General features: G+C 48.8%; 15 protein-coding genes. All 15 read left to right on the top strand.

All coding sequences use genetic code 11. The features are described from left to right. The first annotated feature begins 31 nt into the window (after positions 1-31). The 15 genes from B5F87_RS02585 (at position 32) to rsmD (ending at position 20,674) form a co-directional block, all read left to right on the top strand. The gene (locus tag B5F87_RS02585; RefSeq protein ID WP_087276321.1) at positions 32-970 is read left to right on the top strand and encodes a magnesium transporter CorA family protein; all 939 of its coding nucleotides are present in this window, start codon (positions 32-34) and stop codon (positions 968-970) included. A gap of 208 nt (positions 971-1,178) precedes the next feature. After that, the gene (locus B5F87_RS02580; protein WP_087276319.1) at positions 1,179-1,994 is read left to right on the top strand and encodes a hypothetical protein; all 816 of its coding nucleotides are present in this window, start codon (positions 1,179-1,181) and stop codon (positions 1,992-1,994) included. Positions 1,995-2,057: 63 nt separating this feature from the next. Next, positions 2,058-3,485 (top strand): pyruvate kinase, encoded by a 1,428-nt coding sequence (gene pyk / locus B5F87_RS02575; RefSeq protein WP_087276316.1) that lies wholly within the window; start codon positions 2,058-2,060, stop codon positions 3,483-3,485. Between the two features lie 83 nt (positions 3,486-3,568). Further along, positions 3,569-3,886 carry a hypothetical protein gene (locus B5F87_RS02570; protein WP_158096925.1) on the top strand — a complete coding sequence of 106 codons (318 nt, stop codon included), beginning with the start codon at positions 3,569-3,571 and terminating at the stop codon, positions 3,884-3,886. A gap of 18 nt (positions 3,887-3,904) precedes the next feature. Further along, complete coding sequence (locus B5F87_RS02565; RefSeq protein WP_087276309.1) at positions 3,905-4,870, top strand: DUF2953 domain-containing protein; 966 nt, start codon at positions 3,905-3,907, stop codon at positions 4,868-4,870. Between the two features lie 76 nt (positions 4,871-4,946). Further along, on the top strand, positions 4,947-5,366 hold the full coding sequence (locus B5F87_RS02560; RefSeq protein ID WP_087276306.1) for a GerW family sporulation protein: 420 nt from the start codon (positions 4,947-4,949) through the stop codon (positions 5,364-5,366). 397 nt (positions 5,367-5,763) lie between these two features. Then, a complete protein-coding gene (locus tag B5F87_RS02555; RefSeq protein WP_087276303.1) occupies positions 5,764-11,409 on the top strand; it encodes a fibronectin type III domain-containing protein in 5,646 nt (1,881 codons plus the stop codon). A gap of 2 nt (positions 11,410-11,411) precedes the next feature. Further along, positions 11,412-12,611 (top strand): hypothetical protein, encoded by a 1,200-nt coding sequence (locus B5F87_RS02550; RefSeq protein WP_087276301.1) that lies wholly within the window; start codon positions 11,412-11,414, stop codon positions 12,609-12,611. Positions 12,612-12,772: 161 nt separating this feature from the next. Then, on the top strand, positions 12,773-14,068 hold the full coding sequence (gene eno / locus B5F87_RS02545) for a phosphopyruvate hydratase (protein ID WP_087277281.1): 1,296 nt from the start codon (positions 12,773-12,775) through the stop codon (positions 14,066-14,068). Positions 14,069-14,218: 150 nt separating this feature from the next. Beyond that, a complete protein-coding gene (gene rpmB, locus B5F87_RS02540) occupies positions 14,219-14,404 on the top strand; it encodes a 50S ribosomal protein L28 (RefSeq protein WP_087276298.1) in 186 nt (61 codons plus the stop codon). Between the two features lie 516 nt (positions 14,405-14,920). Next, entirely contained in the window at positions 14,921-15,277 is a 357-nt protein-coding gene (locus tag B5F87_RS02530; protein WP_087276293.1) for an Asp23/Gls24 family envelope stress response protein, read from the top strand. 58 nt (positions 15,278-15,335) lie between these two features. Then, positions 15,336-17,030, top strand: coding sequence for a DAK2 domain-containing protein (locus tag B5F87_RS02525; RefSeq protein ID WP_087276290.1), 1,695 nt, complete (start codon positions 15,336-15,338; stop codon positions 17,028-17,030). A 57-nt stretch (positions 17,031-17,087) separates the two neighbouring features. Then, complete coding sequence (gene recG, locus B5F87_RS02520) at positions 17,088-19,160, top strand: ATP-dependent DNA helicase RecG (RefSeq protein WP_343215718.1); 2,073 nt, start codon at positions 17,088-17,090, stop codon at positions 19,158-19,160. A gap of 67 nt (positions 19,161-19,227) precedes the next feature. Beyond that, positions 19,228-19,950, top strand: a complete 723-nt coding sequence (locus tag B5F87_RS02515) for a tyrosine-protein phosphatase (RefSeq protein ID WP_087276284.1) — start codon at positions 19,228-19,230, stop codon at positions 19,948-19,950. 172 nt (positions 19,951-20,122) lie between these two features. Continuing rightward, positions 20,123-20,674, top strand: coding sequence for a 16S rRNA (guanine(966)-N(2))-methyltransferase RsmD (rsmD, locus tag B5F87_RS02510; RefSeq protein ID WP_087276280.1), 552 nt, complete (start codon positions 20,123-20,125; stop codon positions 20,672-20,674). Positions 20,675-20,684 lie beyond the last annotated feature (10 nt).

Below are 20,684 nucleotides of genomic sequence, written 5' to 3'. Positions count from 1 at the left end.
AAACAGACAAACGCTGAAAGAGGGAAATCTCATGATAAGAATATTTAAAACAGTGGATGGGAAGGTCCTGAAGATTCCTGCGGCAGAGGAAGGAAGCTGGGTTGCGTTGACGAATCCGACCCAGGATGAATTGATCAATATTTCAGAACATTTTCTGATTGATCTGGACGATTTAAAGGGACCTCTCGATGAAGAAGAGCGTTCGCGTATCGAAGTGGAAGAAAATTATACATTGATCATTCTCGATATACCAACAACAGAAGAGAGGCAGGGGAAGGAATACTTTTACACTATCCCGTTTGGTATTTATATTACCGATGAGAATATCATTACAGTCTGTCTCGTTGATACACCGATTCTGGCAGTGTTCATGGATGGAAGGATGCGCAACTTCAAAACACAGAAGAGAACCCGGTTCCTCTATCAGATGCTGTATCGTAATGCAGCTATGTTTCTGCAGTTCCTGCGTATCATTGAGAAGAAGAGCGATGAGGTGGAAAAGCGTCTTCACATTTCTCAGAGAAATCAGGAGATTATAGAGATGCTGGAGCTGGAAAAGAGTCTGATTTATCTTTCCACATCTCTGCGGGGAAATGAAGTGGTACTTGAGAAGCTCATGCGTAACACATCTATCCCGCGATATGAGGATGACGAGGAATTGCTGGAGGATGTTATTATCGAAAATAAGCAGGCCATTGAGATGGCAAAAATATACAGTGATATCATGACCGGAATGATGGATGCCTTCGCTTCCGTGATTTCCAACAATCTGAACATTGCCATGAAGTTTTTGGCGATTATTACGATTGTGCTGACAATACCTAATATTATTACCAGTGCTTTCGGAATGAACGTGGGAGGTATTCCGCTGTCCACGCATCCCCTTGGTTTTTGGATTATCTGCGGACTGTCTCTGATAGTGACTCTCATAGCTGGAATTTTTATCGGAAGAACAAAAAGGTTTCGCTAATGTACTGGCACATTCGCATGCGGAGGAATGTGTCAGTACATTAACGTGTTGACAGATGTCGCTAAGACGGCCGCGCCCGGAGAGAGTTCTGCCTGGCAGAACTCTTTGTTTTAGGATAATAAAGGCGGACGGCCTGGAGGATCCGTATATGTCAACATAGCAGGAATAAAACAATGAAAGTAAGAACATAATAGAGGAGGAATTGATATTGAACTGGTTATATCGGCTGGAACGAAAATTTGGAAAATATGCCATAACCAATCTGCCGTTGTATATCGTGATGCTGTATGCCGTGGGAGCGGTTCTCAACATTATGTCCCGTGGGACATTTTACTATCAGTATCTGAGTCTGAACCCGTATCTGATTCTGCACGGACAGCCATGGAGAATCGTCACATTCCTTGTGGCGGCGCCAACTACAAACATTATTTTTCTTGTATTTGTGCTGTTGTTTTATTACTCCATCGGCCAGTCGCTGGAACAGGTGTGGGGTACGTTTAAGTTTAATATGTATGTGTTAGTGGGAGTTTTGGGTACGATTGCAGGAGCTTTTATTGCTTATGCGGTTACCCGGTCTCCGTTCATTTTCATGGACACCTACTATGTGAACCTGTCCATGTTCCTGGCGTATGCGGCCATCTTTCCGGAGATGCGCGTCTACATTTACGGTATCATCCCGGTCAAGGTTAAATGGCTGGCGATTCTGGATGTGGTTCTGCTGGCAGGTTCTTTTATACAGGGAGGCGTTGGCACGAGAATCGCTATCGTGGTCGGTCTTCTTAATTTCCTTCTGTTCTATTTCTCCACGAGAAATTACAGAAGGGTGTCTCCGAAGGAAGTGCACAGGAAGATTAAGTATAAGAGAGAGGTGTCCCGGAATGCGGGAGGCGCCAGACATCGGTGTGCGGTCTGCCACAGGACAGAGCTTGACGATCCGAATCTGGAATTCAGGTACTGCTCCAAATGTAACGGCAATTACGAATACTGCAATGAGCATCTTTTCACACATACCCATGTGAAGTAAAGAGTGCATAAGGGAGATGAGTTTTCTGTCTTTTTGTTCCGCCGTTTTTGGAAAGGAGCATCTATGAAGAAGACGAAGATCATCTGCACTTTGGGTCCGGCTACCGATGAGGAGCCGGTGTTAATGACAATGATTCAGTCTGGGATGGATATTGCCAGGCTGAATTTTTCCCATGGCACAAAGGAAGACCATCACAGAAGGATCGCCATGGTAAGACGGGCAGGTGAGAAGCTGGGAGTTCCTGTCGGGGTTCTTCTGGATACGAAGGGACCCGAGATCCGCACCGGAAAGATGGAGAACGGCTCCGTCACCCTGCGGGAAGACACGGTGGTCCGCGTCACGACGGATGACAGGATGGGGACAGCGGAATGTTTTTCCGTCAGTTACAAACCCCTCCCGGATGCGGTTAAGGAAGGGACGCTGCTTCTCATTGACGATGGGATTCTCCGGCTGAAAGTAGAAGAGACGGGGAAGGATTATTTTTTGTGCAGGGTGATAAACGGCGGGGAACTGAAGTCCAACAAGGGAGTAAATGTACCCGGCGTGAAGGTGAATCTTCCGGCAATCACAGAGAGGGATGAAGAGGACATCCGGTTCGGTCTGGAGGAAGGCATTGATTTTATTGCCGCTTCCTTTGTCCGGGGGCGGGAAGCCGTCGAGAGCATCCGCGCCATCTGTGACAGCGCTGGCAAAAATGTATTTATCATCGCAAAGATCGAAAATGAAGAGGGCATCGAGAATATCGATGAGATTATAGACAGTGCCGACGGAATCATGATCGCCCGGGGTGATCTGGGAGTGGAGATTCCGGCGGAGGAGGTTCCGTATCTCCAGAAAAAAATCATTGAGAAATGTAACTTTAAAATGAAGCCGGTGATCACCGCCACGCAGATGCTTGACTCCATGATGCGTAATCCCCGTCCGACCCGGGCAGAGGCGGCGGACGTCGCCAACGCCATCTACGACGGCACCGATGCAGTGATGCTGTCCGGTGAGTCGGCAGCGGGAAAGTTTCCTGTGGAGTCTGTAAATATGATGGCGAAGATCGCGGAGGAGACAGAGCAGCATTTGAGCGGGCATCTTCTGGAGCGGCAGCGGGATATCAAATCCCGGGTGACCATCTCAAGTACTATCGCCCATATGTCTGTGCGGGCTGCCGAGGAGCTGGAGGCTTCCTGCATCATCGCGGCGACCATGACCGGAACGACGGCGCGGTATCTGTCCAACTTTCGGCCGCCCTGTGTTATCGCCGGCGTCACTCCCAATGAATGGGTGATGCGGAGGATGCAGCTGTATTGGGGCGTCTATCCGGTAAAGATCCGGGAGATCACCACCACGGACGATCTGATTCTCTCCGCGGTAGAAAAAACAGGACGAAAATCTTTTGTGAAGGATGGAGATGTCTGCATCATGACGGCAGGTATTGCTGCAAAGGAAAATAATCCGTATACAACAAATATGATCCGGGTCTTTCGTATGGGAGAGTCGTAAGGGTGAAAAAGGTCCTGCGGCGTTATACCGGAAACGGCGTAATATTTACAACAGGACAAGACGATAAAAAGGGGAGGATATCCGTGACGATTTCTGACAATATCATTATCGGTGAAAGCATCGCCTATCGGGCGGACAGCATTCTGCAGTCCATCCGCGAGCAGAAGCCCTGTGGATATCCCGTATGGTACGGCATTACTACAGCGGTGGAAAATGAAAATCTGATGTACATTCTGAGCGGTTTGGAATTAAGACATTCTTTTTATCTGAAAAGTGAGCTGAGGCTCCTGGGGCTCTCCGGTTCGAGGGAAGAAGCCGGGAAGATTGTTTTAAATCTTGTGCAGAAGGGGTATAATAAAGGTGATATATTTAATATGAAACAGTATCTGGAAATGATTTAAAGTCATGGGAGGAAGAATTTGTTATATGTATTACTCATTCTGCTGAAAATAATAGGGATTCTTCTGGCTTTGGCGGTAGGTCTGATAATTCTCATATTGGCAATGCCGATCCGGTATTCTTTCCGGTTTAATATAGATGAAGATACTTTTCCCGGAGGACAGGTTAAGGTAACATGGCTTTTAGCGATTTTGTATATAAAGGCCAGTTACATAGATAAAGTGTTTGATTACCGGGTCAGAATATTCGGATATCAGATTTTGGGCAACCAGAAAGAGTTTTTGGAGAAAAAGCAGAAAAAAAAAGACAGAGATAAAAGAAAGAAAAAGAGACAGGAAGACAAGCGACAAAAAGATAAAAAGAAGCAGAAAGAGGAAAAACAAAAGATAACAGCAGATCAGCAGGAGAATAGTCCGTCCGATAAACAAAATCAGACGTCGGAACCGGAGGAGCTGGGGAAAGTCTCCCTTCCGGAGAAGACTGACACGGAGGAAAAAGAGCAGCAGCCGGTACAGAGCGATGTCCGGAAGACAGAAGATAATGCGGAAAAGAAGGCAAAGCCACGGAAGGATTCGGATGTTTCCCGAAAAAAGAAAAAAACACAGAAAGAAAGCCGGTTGATTTCATTAAAAAAGAAAATAGAGAAACTGAAAGCTGTGTGGAAAGAATACAATGGGAAACAATTGATGGATTTTGCAAAAACGATTATAATAAAGATAGCGAGGCATATCCTGCCAAGAAAACTCCGGGGGTACATCCGGTTTGGCTTTGATGATCCGGCGGCAACGGGCGTGGTGACAGGTGCAGCTGCTTTATTTTATCCGAAGTATCAGAATTCGTTCACTTTGGAACCTGATTTTCAGCAGCAGTGTTTCGCGGCGGACTGTCAGGGAAAGGGAAGGATTCATTTAGGTTTTTTTCTGTATACAGGCATTACAGCTCTTATGAACCGGGATGTCCGCAATCTTATCAGAAAGATGTTATGACAGGATGTCCGGCAGGTATTACAGTGATATAAAGATGACGATAGGATTCTATAGGATACTATAACAGGAGGGAATTATGGCAAACAACAATTTTGACCAGACGGTACAATCATTATTTCAGGGACTCGATCATGTGATTTCCACAAAGACGGTGGTCGGCGAGCCGCAGGTAATCGGCGATACGATTATTCTGCCGTTGGTGGATGTCTCTTTTGGCATGGGTGCAGGTGCGTTCAGCAAAGATAATTCCAATAATGGTGCGGGAGGCATCGGTGGAAAGATGTCCCCAAGTGCGATTCTTGTGATACAAAACGGACAGACAAAACTCGTTAATGTGAGAAATCAGGATGCGATCACGAAGGTGCTTGATATGGTTCCGGAGGCGGTGAACAAAGTTTCCTCCATCATTAAAGGAGGCGGCGGGGAAGAGGATCCGGTCGTTAAAAAAGCGGTGGACGAAGAAGCGCAAAATGATTCTGTAAGAGAAGATCTTTAAGATAAAGGAAAATGCTTTCTTTCGGTGTGTGGACAGACATGGAGCTGTCCTTTCTGAAAGAGAGCATTTTTTTATATTATAGGAAATTCCGCTGAAATTCCTATAATATAAAAGCCCTCCGGGCGGGATGTGCACTCGCGCGCAAACGAACTTTGTCGCTAAAGCGACCGCGCTCGGCGCAAGAGTTCTGCCGAGCAGAACTCTTTGTTACATGGAGAACGGTGCCCTGTCAAACAGGTAATTATTTCCTTTGCTTGTATTTTATATACAGATATGATATAGTGTGACGCGATACGCTCAAAAAGTAAAAGCCGGACAGGCGTATCAAAGATGGATATTGGGCAGGTTTTGGCCGGGTCCATTACCATAAATATCAGATAGAAGAAAGGAGAAATGTATGAAAAAGAAACTGGCATGGGTGCTTGTCCTGTGCCTGATGCTGCAAATGCTGCCCGGCACGGCTCTTCCAGCTTTGGCGGAAGAAACCGATATGATCATAATGGATGATTGGAGCGGCATGGAAGGAAATAAGGATGAGCCCGAAGGTATCACAGGATATGATGCCGATAAACAGGAGGATGACGGGAAGGCTTCCGGCGAAGAAAATACCGGCAGCGCGGTGAAAGAGGATGCCGGAGTTCCGGAAGAAAATACCGGCAGCGTGGCGAAAGAGGATGCCGGAGTTCCGGAAGAAAATACCGGCAGCGTGGTGAAAGAGGACGCCGGAATCCGGGAAGAAAGTATTGACGGCATAATCGGACAGGATGCCGGGACACAGGAGAAGACTGACGGAATCCTTGAGGTGCGGGTTGTTTCCGCTCTTCCGATTCAGGCTTTGAGCAACGTAAAGGTTTCGGTGTCCGGTGAGAATGATTATTCCAGGACCGAATCTCTGAGCGTGGGCGGAGAGGGTATTTCATCGGAGACCGCCCGTTTTGAGCAGATGCCGGCTGGAGAATATACAGTGGTGGTATCTGCCGGAAAGTTTGCGGATTACACCCAGAAGGTGGAGGTGCAGAAAGACCGGATCGCAAGAATCCAGGTGTATTCCGCACAGGTACATACGGGCAGCGACGCCCATCCCGGCTGGATTATGCTCGGGGATGTCAATGGCGATAAGACGATTAATGACCAGGACAAACAGAAGGTGCTTGATAACCTTCATGCTGGCGGATATGAGGCGGCAGCGGATCTGAACAGCAATCAGGCGGTAGATTTGATGGATCTGCAGTATCTGGTGCAGAGCCTCGGAGAGCATCAGCTCTCTACCGTGGAGAGTCTGCTGAATTCCGTTCCTGCTGCGGCAGTGGGGACTCATGTGGAAGGAGACCTGGATAATCTCATAAAAGACGGCGGAACCGTCACCATCCGTTCTGCTGCCGGCGGCGAGATTTCTGAGGCCAACCCGGTGGGCCTGGAATTTACCCTGGCGGGCGAAGAGGAGGAAGCACCGGTCATGGAGGGAATCACCATTCAGGCGCCGGTGGAGCAGGAGAACGGCGATGTGGTCAACAATATCGCCGAGGGAAATATCACCCTGACTTACGTGCGGGAAGACGGATCGGAAGGGGAGTATGAGATTCCTATCGCCACGGAAAATACGGGCGGTGAAGATATGCCGAAACAGTCCGGAGCGGCAGCGAGAAGCGGCGCGAAGGCGTCGGCCAAAGAGAACATTGCCAGTGTCACAGCCCGGAACAGCCGCGCGAAAGCAGCGGTAAATGTCCTGCGGGCCTCTGATCTTGGCGGGGCCAAGGTGACAGTGGATGAAAACGGTTCTCTGAATATTAATTTCGGCACCCAGATTGCCGTCAAGAGAGTCAGCATCAGGATTACCGGAACCACAAAGAAAAATTCCAGCCTGATGGAGATTGCAAAAGTAGAATTTGTCAACGATATGGCAAGCCGTATCCCGGCGCCGGAGCTTGATGTGCCTGAGATCCGGAGTGTGGACGCAGACAATGAGGCGTTGACCGTATCCTGGAGCAGAGAGACCAACGTGACGGGATATGAGGTTTCTATCTCCGGTCCTGTAAAGGATCAGGAAAATGTAGAGGAACAGATCGTGCGCGTGGCGGATATCACCCATCGTATCACTTCCATCAATGGAAAGAAGCTGAAGAATTACGGCGAGTACACCATCAAGGTGCGTTCTGTAAACGGAGACTGGACCAGTCCGTGGTCCGATCCGGTAACAGGAATCCCTGCGCCGCAGAGTCTTCCAGCGCCTCCGGACAATGTGACGGCCGAGGGCGGCCACGCCACCATAACAGTTAAATGGAAGGCCATGGATGACGCCAACGGATACATGGTATATTACCGAAAGAAAGGGGAAGGGCAGTTCCAGCCGGTTAAAGACGGCTTTGTGGAGGACCAAAATGGAACTAACTGTATCAAAGAGACTTCCCGTACCATCACTGATCTTTCCAACAACACAGAATACGAAATCTATGTAAAAAGCTGGAACGAGCTTGGATGGGGACAGCCTTCTCTGACTGTGACTGCCTCCACCATGGAAAGCGTTCCTCCGGTTCTTCCTGCTTATCATCTGATCAACAATTCCAACGGTCCTGGGAAGCTGACCGCGCATATCAAAGATGCGACCATCGGCGGCGTCTATGGTGCAAAAATGGTTGGAAGTCCTCTGGATGAAGGAAAGAACAAGGGAGGTCTTGGACTGGTAGATGATAATTATGAGTCTTACTGGATTCTTGAAAACTGGGATGATGGCGCCTATAATACCGGGAGCCTGGCCAACGGCATGACAGTCACCCTGGATCAAGAATACGAGATGAGTTACTTCACTTTTGGCGCCGTGGACCAGAAGACCGGCATGAATCTGGTTAAGGTACGTTACTGGAACGATACTCATGGCTCAGAGGAGCAGAGCGTGCGGGCGCAGCTTCTTGAAAAACGGGACGCCAATAATAATAAATATTACATTGTACGGTTCAGCCATCCGATCACAGCCAACAAGATTCACATGCGCCTCGGAAGAGACTGGTGGGACATGTCGGCCATGAAAGTGGGAGAGATACATTTCCACCAATACGATGATCTGGAAAGAGATATCAATGACATTTATGCCGATGAAACGCATACCACATTGAAAGAAGCTGTGAAGGAACAGACTATTGCCGACCTGGAAAAGAGACTGGAAGAGTCGGATGCGGCCACAGGAGAAAAGCATCCGCTGTACAGTGAACTGAAGCTTGACCTGCAGACGGCCAGAGCTTTATTGAATAATACTCTCAGTCCGGTATATAAAGTACATCCGGAGATCACGGCCAAGAAGGATGCGCATCTGGGATTTACCGGACTGAATGCATGGCAGCCGCTGGGCAAGACCGCCTATGCCGGAGAAAGCGTCCAGGTGATTGTGGGTCATCCGACCAAACAGAATGGAGAGCGTGCGGAACTGCAGCTGGTTGTGACCCAGCAGCACGCGGAATCTGCCAGTGTTTCCAAAACTGTGAATCTTACGGTGGGTAAAAATGAAATTACAATTCCGCAGCTTACCAGCAATAATTTTGAAAAAGGCGGGCAGCTTTATATCGTCTACACGGGAAACAATGACGCTGATAATTACGCGGTGCGGGTCAACGGCGGCAATGATATTCCGGTTCTTGATCTGTATAAGAAGACCGGACAGGAGAGAACCGACGCCATTAAGAAATATGTAGAAGATCTGGAAGAGTATCAAAGAGGGATTTCCACCAAGCATGAGAATCTCCACGAGGCAGAAACCAGCAATTCTGTGGCTTATACATACGACGAGCAAAACTGTATTCTCAATGCCACCGACATTATGATGGACAAGATGATGTACTCCCTTCCGGCCACTCAGGTATGGGCGACCATTCAGGATAAGGGAACAACCACTGAAGAAAAAGCGAAAGCTCTTGATACGGCGCTTCAAGCCATGGAAAATACCATGACACTGTTCTATCAGCATAAAGGTCTGAGTAATGAGGCTGTAAAGGAAAAGGGAAATAATGCTCTTCCGTCACAGCATCTTAATATCCGGTACATGCGGATGTTTGCCGGTGCGTTTATGTATGCGGCAGGCAATCACATTGGCGTGGAATGGGGTTCGGCAACTCTGACAGGAGCAGAAAGCTGGGATGATTTTGGCTGGGGCATCGCCCATGAGATTGGCCACAATATCAATCAGAATAGTTACGCCATCGCGGAGATTACCAACAACTACTTTGCGCAGCTTCTGACGAAAGATGAAAAAGGAACCCGTTTTAATTACGAGGACGTTTACAAAAAGGTAACTTCCGGTACCGTCGGAAGGGCGTCCAGCGAGGCGGTACAGCTGGCTCTCTACTGGCAGCTGCATCTGGCTTATGATGACAACACGAATGACAGAGCTATCTATGATGATTACAACGATCAGTGGAATAATCTGTTCTTCGCGAGAGTGGATACCTACGCGAGAAATCCGGGCAAGGCGCCGAAGGGCACTCTGACCCTGGGAAATGACGCGGATCAGAATCTGATGCGCCTGGCATGCGCCGCGGCGGAGAAAAACCTTCTTCCGTTCTTCGAGCGCTGGGGCATGACGCCGGATGAGACAACAAAGGCTTACGCCGCCCTTTACGGTGAGGCGGAGGAGAAGGCGCTCTACTATGTCAATGATGACGCCAGAGATTACAGAGTGAATCATCAGTCAGAGGAAGACGAGCTTTCTCTGGCAGGACAAAACGTGGCGGATGCGGAAGTAAGCGCAACAGATAACAGAGCCACCGTCACGATCAATCCGAAAGCCGGCGTGAATACCGACGCGATCCTCGGCTATGAGATCATACGGACCATGACCAGCAACGGTCAGAAAGAATCCTGTCCGGTGGGGTTCGTGGAGGCGAACGACGACGGAACGGCTTCCTTTGTCGATACGGTATCGACGATCAACAACCGTGTGATGCAGTATGAGGTGAAGGCCGTTGATAAGTTTTTAAATTACGCAGCGGTCACATCAGCGGGCTCCGTCAAGATTGAGACCGACGGACTTCTTGCCAAAGACGGCTGGACGGTGAAAACAAACATGGTTTCCGAAGCTGACGTGGAGATCGAGCATTCGGATGACGATCCGGACAGCGGCTATTATTCAGACCCGTCCAAGGCGGAGCATGAGAAGGTGAAGAGCATTGTGCGGATTATTGATAATAATATCTCCGGAGAAGATGCCGTTTATACCGGAAAGAAAGACGCGGATACCCCGCAGATCACCATTGATATGCACAAGTTGGAAGAAGTTACCGCACTGAAATATATGGGTTCGGATATTGCGAAGCTGACCGTGGAAGTCAGCGGGGACGGTCAGAGCTGGACAACAGTGAAAGAGACCGAAGTCGCTGCTTCGAATGACAGCGCAGCAGGCGGCAGTGTGGCAGAAAGCAGCACGGATGCATATACGACCATCTGGTTTGACGCTGTGGAGGAATCCGAGAGAACGTCCTGGATCGGAACCTACGACGCCAGATATATCCGGCTGACCATGCCGGAGACGGAAAACGTCACCATCAATGAGATTGGAATCTGCGGTCCGAGCGGAGATAATCTGGAATTTATGACCACAGGGGACGGCAAGCCGGCGGTCGGCGTGCTGGCAGAGGATTATACTTACGGAGACGGTGAAAAAGATGTGATACCGGAAGGTTCCCTCGTATTTACCGGAACGTACAAGGGTAATCCGGCCTATAACGTTGTGATGCTCTACGACGAAGAAGGAAATATCATCGGTGCCAGTGACGGAGACGAGGAAGCTGGCACAGAACCGTCCGTGGAGGCGGAGCAAGTGATCTTTGCCGATGTGCCGGAGCATGGCAATCTGGGAGAGGTCTCCAACGGAACCTGGGTCTACTATGTGGAGCCTGGAAAATGGAAGGAAGAAGATGTGAAGGGACTCACCGTGCGGGGCGAGCTGTACCGCGTGGATAACGCTCTGACCCTGGAAGGCGAGCGGGTGGTCAGCGATACGCTGCCGCTTACTGTGCCGCAGGATCTTCCATCCATTACATTTACGGAAGAGAGGTAAATATGAGAAAGAAAATACAAAATCTGTTTGGTATATTTATCCTTCTTTTTGCTTTTTCTGCCTTTACAGTAAATGTACAGGCAGACACGTCGGCTGATCTGACGGTGAACGGCAATGAGGTGACTGTGGCGCTGCATCTTCTGGAAGGGAAGACAGAGACTATCACATCTCTTCGGCTGAAACTGTACGTTTCCGTAAAGAGCGGGGAGATGAAAGAACCGTCGTTTCGGTTTGCGGAAGGGCTGACCAGTGAAGTACAGGACGCTGCCGTCAGCCAGGGCGAAGAAGGAAACTACGTGGTGGATCTGATTTTGTCCGGCAAACAGAAGCAGGATATTTTCCAGGGAAGCGAAGACGCCGTCATCGGAACCCTCGTTCTGACGCCGGAAGACGGAAAGGATTTCACTGCCGAGGCAGGCATTGCCGGTGAGGATTCCGCGGAGACAGGAAATGAACAGCAAGACGGAGATGTCCAGCCGGTCGTGCAGTACGTGGACAGCAGCGGCATTTCCATGGAAACGCTGTTCCTGAATAATGCGGCGCCGGTTTCTGTGGAATATGTGCAGCAAAAACCGGCTCAGCCGGATAAAGGAGAAGAGCCGTCAACAACGCCGGATCAGGGACAGGATACGGGAGCAGCAGCCGTGACAAAGGTGACAGGCGTTTCTGCTGTTTATAAAAATATGTCAAAAACGATTGTTTCCTGGAAAGCTGCAGCTGGCGTAGACGGATATGAGATCTGGCGAAGCAAGAAGAAAAACGGAAACTACACGCTCAAAGAGCGGGTGAGCGCCCGCAGGAACAGCAAAAAAGTGAAGCATAAAGATGGCAAAATCTACTACTATAAGGTCCGTGCTTTTGTGACGGACGCGGCGGGCAGCAAAATATACGGAGAATTCTCAGATCCTGCTCCTGCCGTGCCGGCAAGACCGAAGGTAAAAGCAGACGTGAATTATGACCGGGGCAGAGTGCTTCTTACATGGAAGAAGTCCGTCCGGGCGGATGGATACAAGATCTACCAATATAATTTCAGAACAAGAAAGTATAAGGCTGTCGCGAAGGTGAAAAAACAGACATTCTGGTCGAGAAGGATCAAAGCCGGTTCGTCGTATATGTTCCGTGTCCGTGCTTTTGAGAAGAAGAAAAACGGAAAGAAAATTTACGGTGCGTTCAGTGCGCCACAGACCGTAAGAATAAAGTAAGAAAAAAATCATGGTTTGCCGTTGACTTTTCTTGGTGTATTATGATAATCTAGTGATGGTTAGGACATACTAACCAGTGTGAAAGAATCATGGTTACTCCTTCTGCCTCACAGGAGCACACGGGGCAGAAGGGATCCGTGGGAAAGGATTTAGGTAAAATTATGGCATATTTAGAGATTGAAAAAGTAATCGGAAGAGAAATCATTGATTCCAGAGGCAATCCTACTGTGGAAGCAGAGGTCTGGCTGACTGACGGAACCATTGGAAGCGGAGCGGCGCCAAGTGGTGCGTCCACCGGTGAGTTCGAGGCACTGGAGCTTCGGGATGGAGATAAAGGACGTTTTGGAGGCAAAGGTGTATCCAAGGCGGTGGAAAATATTAACACAACGATCGCACAGGTGCTGAAAGGCATGGACGCCTCTGACATTTATGCGGTGGACAGCGCGATGATCAAAGCTGACGGCACGAAGGATAAGTCCAGTCTTGGAGCCAACGCGATTCTTGCCGTATCCATCGCTGCTGCACGCGCAGCAGCAAAGGCATTACATATTCCGCTGTACCGGTTCTTAGGCGGCGTCAACGCCAACCGTCTGCCGGTGCCGATGATGAACATTTTAAATGGCGGCGCTCATGCGGCTAACACTGTGGACGTACAGGAGTTCATGATCATGCCTGTGGGCGCTCCGACATTCGGCGAAGGTCTTCGCTGGTGTACGGAAGTGTTCCACGCGCTGGCTGCCATCTTAAAGAGCAAAGGGCTCGCCACATCTGTCGGTGACGAGGGCGGATTTGCGCCGGACCTGGGCAGCGACGAGGAGGCTATTGAGATCATCCTTGAAGCGGTAAGACAGGCGGGTTACAAGCCGGGAGAAGACTTCGTTCTTGCCATGGACGCCGCTTCCAGCGAGTGGAAAGGAAGCGCGAAAGGAGAATACATTCTTCCAAAGAGCGGCAAGAAGTTCACTTCTGCGGAGCTGATTGATCACTGGAAGGCTCTTGTGGAAAAATATCCGATCTATTCCATCGAGGATGGTCTTGATGAGGAAGACTGGGAAGGATGGCAGCAGCTGACAAAAGAGCTGGGAGGAAAGGTTCAGCTGGTGGGAGACGACCTGTTTGTGACAAATACTGAGCGTCTTTCCAAAGGTATTGAGATGGGCTGCGGCAATTCCATCCTGATCAAGTTAAATCAGATCGGTTCTGTATCCGAGACACTGGAAGCGATCAAGATGGCCCATAATGCCGGATATACAGCGGTAACCTCTCACCGTTCCGGCGAGACGGAGGACACGACCATCGCAGACCTGGCGGTGGCACTCAATACCTGTCAGATCAAGACCGGCGCGCCGAGCCGCAGCGAGAGAGTGGCAAAATACAATCAGCTCCTGAGGATTGAAGAGGAACTGGGAGCGTCAGCGGTTTACCCGGGAAAAGCGGCGTTTCATATTCACCGCTAGTTCTGAAATGCAAGTTTTGAATTTTTTAAAAATTTCTCTTGCTTTTTAAAGCCGTTTCTGATAGTATAGACTCGTTGTAAGTCTGTTTGTGTGCTGTTTTTCAGGCAAATAGCATACGGGACTTAAGTATATACGCAAGGAGGTGCTATCATGGCAAGATGCGCTATTTGTGACAAAGGTGCTCATTTCGGTATCAAAGTGAGTCATTCTCATAGAAGATCTAACAAGATGTGGAAATCCAACATCAAGTCTGTAAAAGTGAAGGTAAACGGAGCTGCAAAGAAGATGTACGTTTGTACTTCCTGCTTAAGATCCGGCAAAGTAGAACGCGCGTAGTTTCTCCTTTACCGTATATGATGAATGCTTGACATATTGCATATAGCAAGTATACAGATGTGAGATTATGAGGGAATCGAACAGATTCCCTCTTTTTTCATGCCATTTCATGTGTGTTTTATGTGTTGTGAATTTTCAGCAGAAATGATCATGAAACAGAAGATATCCGATGACGGCGCCGGATAGCAGCAGAATGAATTTTATGGCGAAGCCGGAGAGAAAACAGCTCAAGAATAAACCCAGGGAGAAACACATAAGACCAAAACCGCAAACCTTTTTCATAGAATCTCCCTCAAATTGTTTTCTTCATTTTATGATATGCAAAAAAGGGGAAGCTGTGAGGATTTTTATAATAACAGAATGTATTTTAGAGTTTCTTTTTTTCATAAAAAAGGGTATACTATATCCAAAGATGCGCCCGGTGTACTGATGTATGTTGCCAGAAGAGGCGCGCATGAAAGAATCGGTGAGTAAAACGCGCGGATTTTTGGATTAATTATTATGGAGGTATTTTATATGAAAGGTCAGATGCAGACGGAATTAGGTCAGGTTGTAATAGATGAAGAAGTAATTGCAAAATATGCCGGCATGAACGCGCTGGAATGTTTTGGCATCGTAGGTATGGCCTCCGTCAACATGACGGACGGTCTCGTAAGACTTTTGAAGAGAGATAACCTCACAAAAGGGGTAAAGGTGAGACTGCAGGATAATAAGATTTATATTGATTTCCATATTATTGTGGTCTACGGCGTTTCCATCGCCACTGTGACGGAGAACCTCATTCAGAGTGTCAAGTACAGAGTGGAGAAGTTCACGGATATGACCGTGGAGAAGATTAATATATTTGTGGAGGGTGTCCGCATTGTCGACTGATCGCCGGCGGACGGTTCACATATACAGATTATTTGATGTGTATTAAGGAGGAAATGTTGTGGATATGCACACCATAGATGCAAAAGCTTTTCAGAAACTATTTTTAGCCGGTGCAAACCGCATTAATGAACAGAAAGAATATATCAATGAGTTAAATGTCTTCCCGGTTCCGGACGGTGACACGGGAACAAATATGTCCCTGACGATTCTGTCGGCGGCAAAAGAAGTGGAGAAGATTTCCAATCCTACGATCGCCAGTCTCTGCAAGGCCATCAGCGGAGGATCTCTGAGGGGCGCAAGAGGTAACTCGGGAGTCATCCTCTCTCAGCTTTTCCGCGGCTTTACCAAGTCTGTTTCCAAGGCGGACGGTCTTGGCAAAAAAGAGATCGCCGCAGGATTTAACCGTGCGGTGGAAACTGCTTATAAGGCGGTTATGAAACCGAAGGAAGGAACTATTTTAACCGTTGCCAGAGGAATGGCTGAAAGGGCAGCCGAATTAGCGGAAACCGATCTGGAACTGATTCCGTATTGCGAAGAAATCGTTTCTTTTGGATATGAGGTGTTGTCGAAGACTCCGGAGATGCTTCCGGTATTAAAAGAAGCCGGCGTGGTGGATTCCGGCGGACAGGGTCTCATGGAAGTGCTTCAGGGAGTGCTTGACGCTCTGACGGGAAAGGTAACGGAGATCGTGATTCCGGAAGGACCGGCAGTTTCCGTGCCGGTAACTCCTGCAAAGAGCGGAGATTATGTGCCGCCGGCAGACATTAAGTTCGGATACTGCACAGAGTTTATCATCATGCTCAACAAGCCGTTGTCATCAGAAGAAGAAAAGGAACTGAAAGAATATTTCCTTGGCATGGGTGATTCTCTGGTTCTGGTGGCAGATGAGGATATCTGTAAAGTACATGTTCACACCAATCACCCGGGTCAGGCATTTGAGAAAGCGCTTACTTACGGTCCTCTTTCTAATATGAAGGTGGATAACATGCGTCTGGAGCATGAGGAGAAACTCATCAAGGATGCGGAGAAAGTTGCCGCCCGCCAGCGGGAGGAAGAGGCTCTTGCCGAGGAGGAAGCAAAGAAAGAGCCGCCGAAAAAGATTGGTTTTATCGCTGTTTCCATCGGTGACGGCCTCAGTGAGATCTTCAAGGATTTGGGCGTCGATTACCTTATAGAGGGAGGACAGACCATGAATCCTAGCACGGAGGATATGCTGGAAGCCATCGATCACGTCAATGCGGAGAATATTTTCATTCTTCCTAATAATAAAAATATCGTGCTGGCAGCGGAGCAGGCAGCGAAGCTGACGGCAGAGAAGAACATCATCGTACTGCCGACTAAGACGATTCCGCAGGGGATTGCTGCTATGGTCGGTTATATGCCGGAAGTTGATGTGGAAGAGAATAAGGACGGTATGACAGAGTGCTACCAGAACATCATGAGCGGACAGGTGACCTATGCGGTGCGGGATACGACTATCAACGGAAAGACCATCCGCAACGGAGATATCATGGGAATTGATGACGAAGGAATCCGTGCAGTGGGCACTGACGTGGCGCAGACTACGCTGGATCTGTTGTCTCAGATGGTGGACGCGGATTCTGAGCTGATTTCCTTATATTATGGAGAGAATGTCACTGGCGAGCAGGCGGAAGAGCTTGCAGCGAAGGTGGAAGAAATGTTCCCGGATGTGGAAATTGAGACAAACTTTGGCGGACAGCCAATTTATTATTACATGGTATCGGTGGAATAAGATACAACGAATATCACGGAAGGGAAAGCTGACACGGGATGCCGGCTTTCCCTTTTTTTGGCAGACAGCATTCGGTATTATTTGACAAAAGAAAATGAGGAGAAGATCATGGGAGTTTCTGTGAGAAACATTAAAGGAATCGGTGAGAAGACAGAAAAACTTTTGAAACGGCTGCACATTGAGACGGTCGAGGATCTGGTGCATCATTATCCGAGATGCTATATGGCATACCCGGAACCCATTTTTGTCAATGAGGTAAAAACCGGGGTGCGGTGTTCCATTTTCGCTGAAATTGCTTCGCCGGTACATTTGAAAGCGGCCGGACGGCTGAAATTATGCACCTGTCTGGTTGCCGATGAGAGCGGACAGATATTTTTGCGATGGTTTAATATGCCGTATCTTCGCAACACATTAAAGCAGGGGCAAAAGTATGTGTTTACCGGGACACCGGTCTATAAGAACGGCCGGGTGATGCTGGAACAGCCGGAATATTGCACGGAAGCAAAATACAGAGAGATGATGGAGACCTTTCAGCCGGTCTACCCTCTGACAGCCGGTCTGTCCAATAAAACTTTGCGCAAGGCGCAGGCTGCGGCCTTTGAAATGTACCGGGCGGAGGAGTTTCTTCCGGAAAATGTACAGAAGTATTATTCGTTGCTGGATGAGGACCGGGCGCTTAGAGAGATACATTTTCCGACGGGGTCCGAAACGCTGATCGAGGCGAGACGCCGGATTATCTTTGATGAATTTTTCCGCTTTTTCAGCGCTCTGGAATTGCTGCAGGAAAAAGAACATAAGACGCTGAATCATTACGTTATCACCATGGGGGACGAGGTGAAGGAGTTCATCGCATCGCTCCCCTATGCGCTGACAGGCGCGCAGAAGGAGACGCTTGAGGATATCCGCAGAGACATGGCGGGAACCAGCGCCATGAACCGGCTGATCCAGGGAGACGTTGGTTCCGGTAAGACCATCGTGGCAATGACGGCTCTCTACGCCGTAGTGAAAAATGGGTACCAGGGCGCGCTCATGGCGCCCACAGAGGTACTGGCGTTACAGCATTATGAATCCTTCCGGAAGATGCTGGAGCCCCGCGGCGTGCGCGTCGGTCTTCTGATTGGTTCTCAGAAGGCGGCGGAGAAAAGAAAGAGCAAACAGCTCTGCGAGAGCGGAGAGGTGGATATTGTCATCGGAACTCATGCCATCATTCAGGAAGATGTGTTGTTTAAGAATCTGGCGTTGACAGTGACTGACGAGCAGCACCGTTTCGGTGTGAAGCAGAGGGATGCGCTCATGCACAAGGGGATGGAGCCTCATGTGCTGGTCATGAGCGCCACGCCGATTCCAAGAACCCTCGCCATGATCCTGTATCGGGATCTGGATATCAGCGTCATGAACGAGCTGCCGGCGTCGAGACTGCCCATCAAAAACTGTGTGGTGAAGCAGAACGCCCGTCCGGCGGCCTGGAACTTCATCCAGAAGCAGGTGGCTCTCGGGCGTCAGGCCTATGTCATCTGCCCGATGATCGAGGAGAGCGAGACTCTCGATGTGGAAAATGTCACTTCCTACGCGGGTATGCTGGCGCAGGCGCTGCCTCCGTCCATCCGTGTGAAGGCGCTCAACGGCAAAATGAGCCCGGCTGAGAAAAACGAGATCATGGAACAGTTTTCTGAGGGAAATATACAGGTTCTTGTCTCCACCACCGTGGTGGAGGTCGGTATCGACGTGCCGAACGCGACGGTGATGATCATTGAAAATGCGGAGCGGTTCGGTCTTGCCCAGCTTCATCAGCTCCGGGGGCGTGTCGGCCGCGGCAAAGAACAGTCCTACTGTATTTTTATCTCCGGCTCAGAACAGCAGGAGGCGCTGGAACGCCTGTCGGTGGTTGGAAAGTCCAACGACGGTTTCCTCATCGCCAACGAAGACCTGAAGCTCCGGGGACCGGGCGAGTTCTTCGGCACCCGCCAGAGCGGCACCATGAACTTTGCGCTGGGAGACATTTACGAAAACGCGGATATTTTAAAAACTGCGGCGGAAGCCGTCGACTTTTTGAAAAAGTCAGGGTATAATTTTAGAAAAATACATCAGTATTCTCTGGAAGAGGATTTGAATTACGCGAGAAATCTGTGAGTGGTCCATTGGGAAAACTGCCCGGACACAGAGAGATTCTAAAAAGAGAAAACAGGGAGACACAGTTATGAAGAGAAATGCACTTTTGGATTATAACAGGCTGCCGATGGAAAAAGCCTTTAATGTAAGAGAGCTGGGCGGATATGCCGCCAGAAAGGGCTCGGTGACAAAATATCATCAGTTTCTGAGAACAGATAATCTTACCAATATCACCGAGGAGGATAAGAATTTCCTTCTGGGATATGGAGTCCGGGCGGTCATCGATCTGCGCGGCAGAGAGGAGACGCTCATTTATCCGAATCCTTTCCGGGAGCATCCGGATGTGACCTATATCAATCTGCCGTTCATCACGGACACGGTACTTGACATGCGTGCGGTGAAAGAGGAAGGCTTTAAGCCGGAACAGTTCTATATTAATCTGGTGGAATACAAGGATATGGCGGCGCAGATTTTCCGGTTCATTCTTGCCCATGAGGACGGCTGTGTGCTGTTTCATTGTCAGGCGGGAAAAGACCGTACAGGAATTCTCGCTATGCTGCTTCTGGGAATTGCCGGAGTATCCAGGGAGGATATCATTGCAAATTACCAGGTCTCCCATACATATTTAAGAGACCATGTGGAACTTCGGATCCATGACGGCCTGGAAGAACTGGAATATTCCAGACCTCAGTGGATTGCCGCCGCCTACGATCATGTAATGACTGAATATGGAAGCTTCAGAAATTATCTGTTATCCGCGGGCCTCAAGAAAAAAGAGATCCGCAAGATTCGCAGGAAGCTGGTGCTTTAGTATACATTTATTGCAAATCATCCGACAGAGAGGAAAGTATAGTGCGGCGCCTTTAGAAAATACGGTGGATTGGCGGCTGTTTTTCTTGACAAAAGTGAAGGATATTATAAAATAAAGGTAATGCTTAAACAATTGGCACAATTATGAAAAAACAGATGGGAAGAAGAAAACGATGAGAGTAATAGCCGGCACGGCAAGACATTTGAAGTTAAAGACTATAGAAGGAATAAATACCAGACCGACAACCGACCGCATTAAAGAGACCCTTTTTAATATGCTTTCCTACGATGTGGAAGGCAGCCGCTTTCTGGATTTGTTCAGCGGAAGCGGAGCCATTGGCATTGAGGCGTTGAGCCGGGGGGCAAGGGCGGCTGTTTTTGTGGAGAATAACCGGAAGGCTGCCCGGTGTATCCGGGAGAATCTGGAACACACCCATCTGGCAGAACGTGCTGTGCTGATGGAAGAAAATGTCATGTATGCGCTGAAGCGTCTCGACAAAAAGGGAGAAGCGTTTTCGTTCATTTTTATGGACCCGCCTTATGGGAAGCTTCTGGAAAAAGAGGTTTTGCTTTTTCTTGAGAAGTCATCTTTGTGTGATTCGGAGACAAGGATCATAGTGGAAGCGGATTTGGAAACAGATTTTTCTTACCTGGAAGAGACGGATTTTCATATTATAAAGCAGAAAAAATATAAGACAAATCAGCACATTTTTATCGGAAAATAATTTCCGTGCA

Origin of the sequence: Eubacterium sp. An3 (genome assembly GCF_002159465.1) — a bacterium.
In the GTDB taxonomy this organism is placed as follows: domain Bacteria; phylum Bacillota; class Clostridia; order Lachnospirales; family Lachnospiraceae; genus Anaerobutyricum; species Anaerobutyricum stercoris.
Note: the sequence above shows the minus strand (reverse complement) of the source record. Positions and strands in the feature narration are given on the sequence as shown.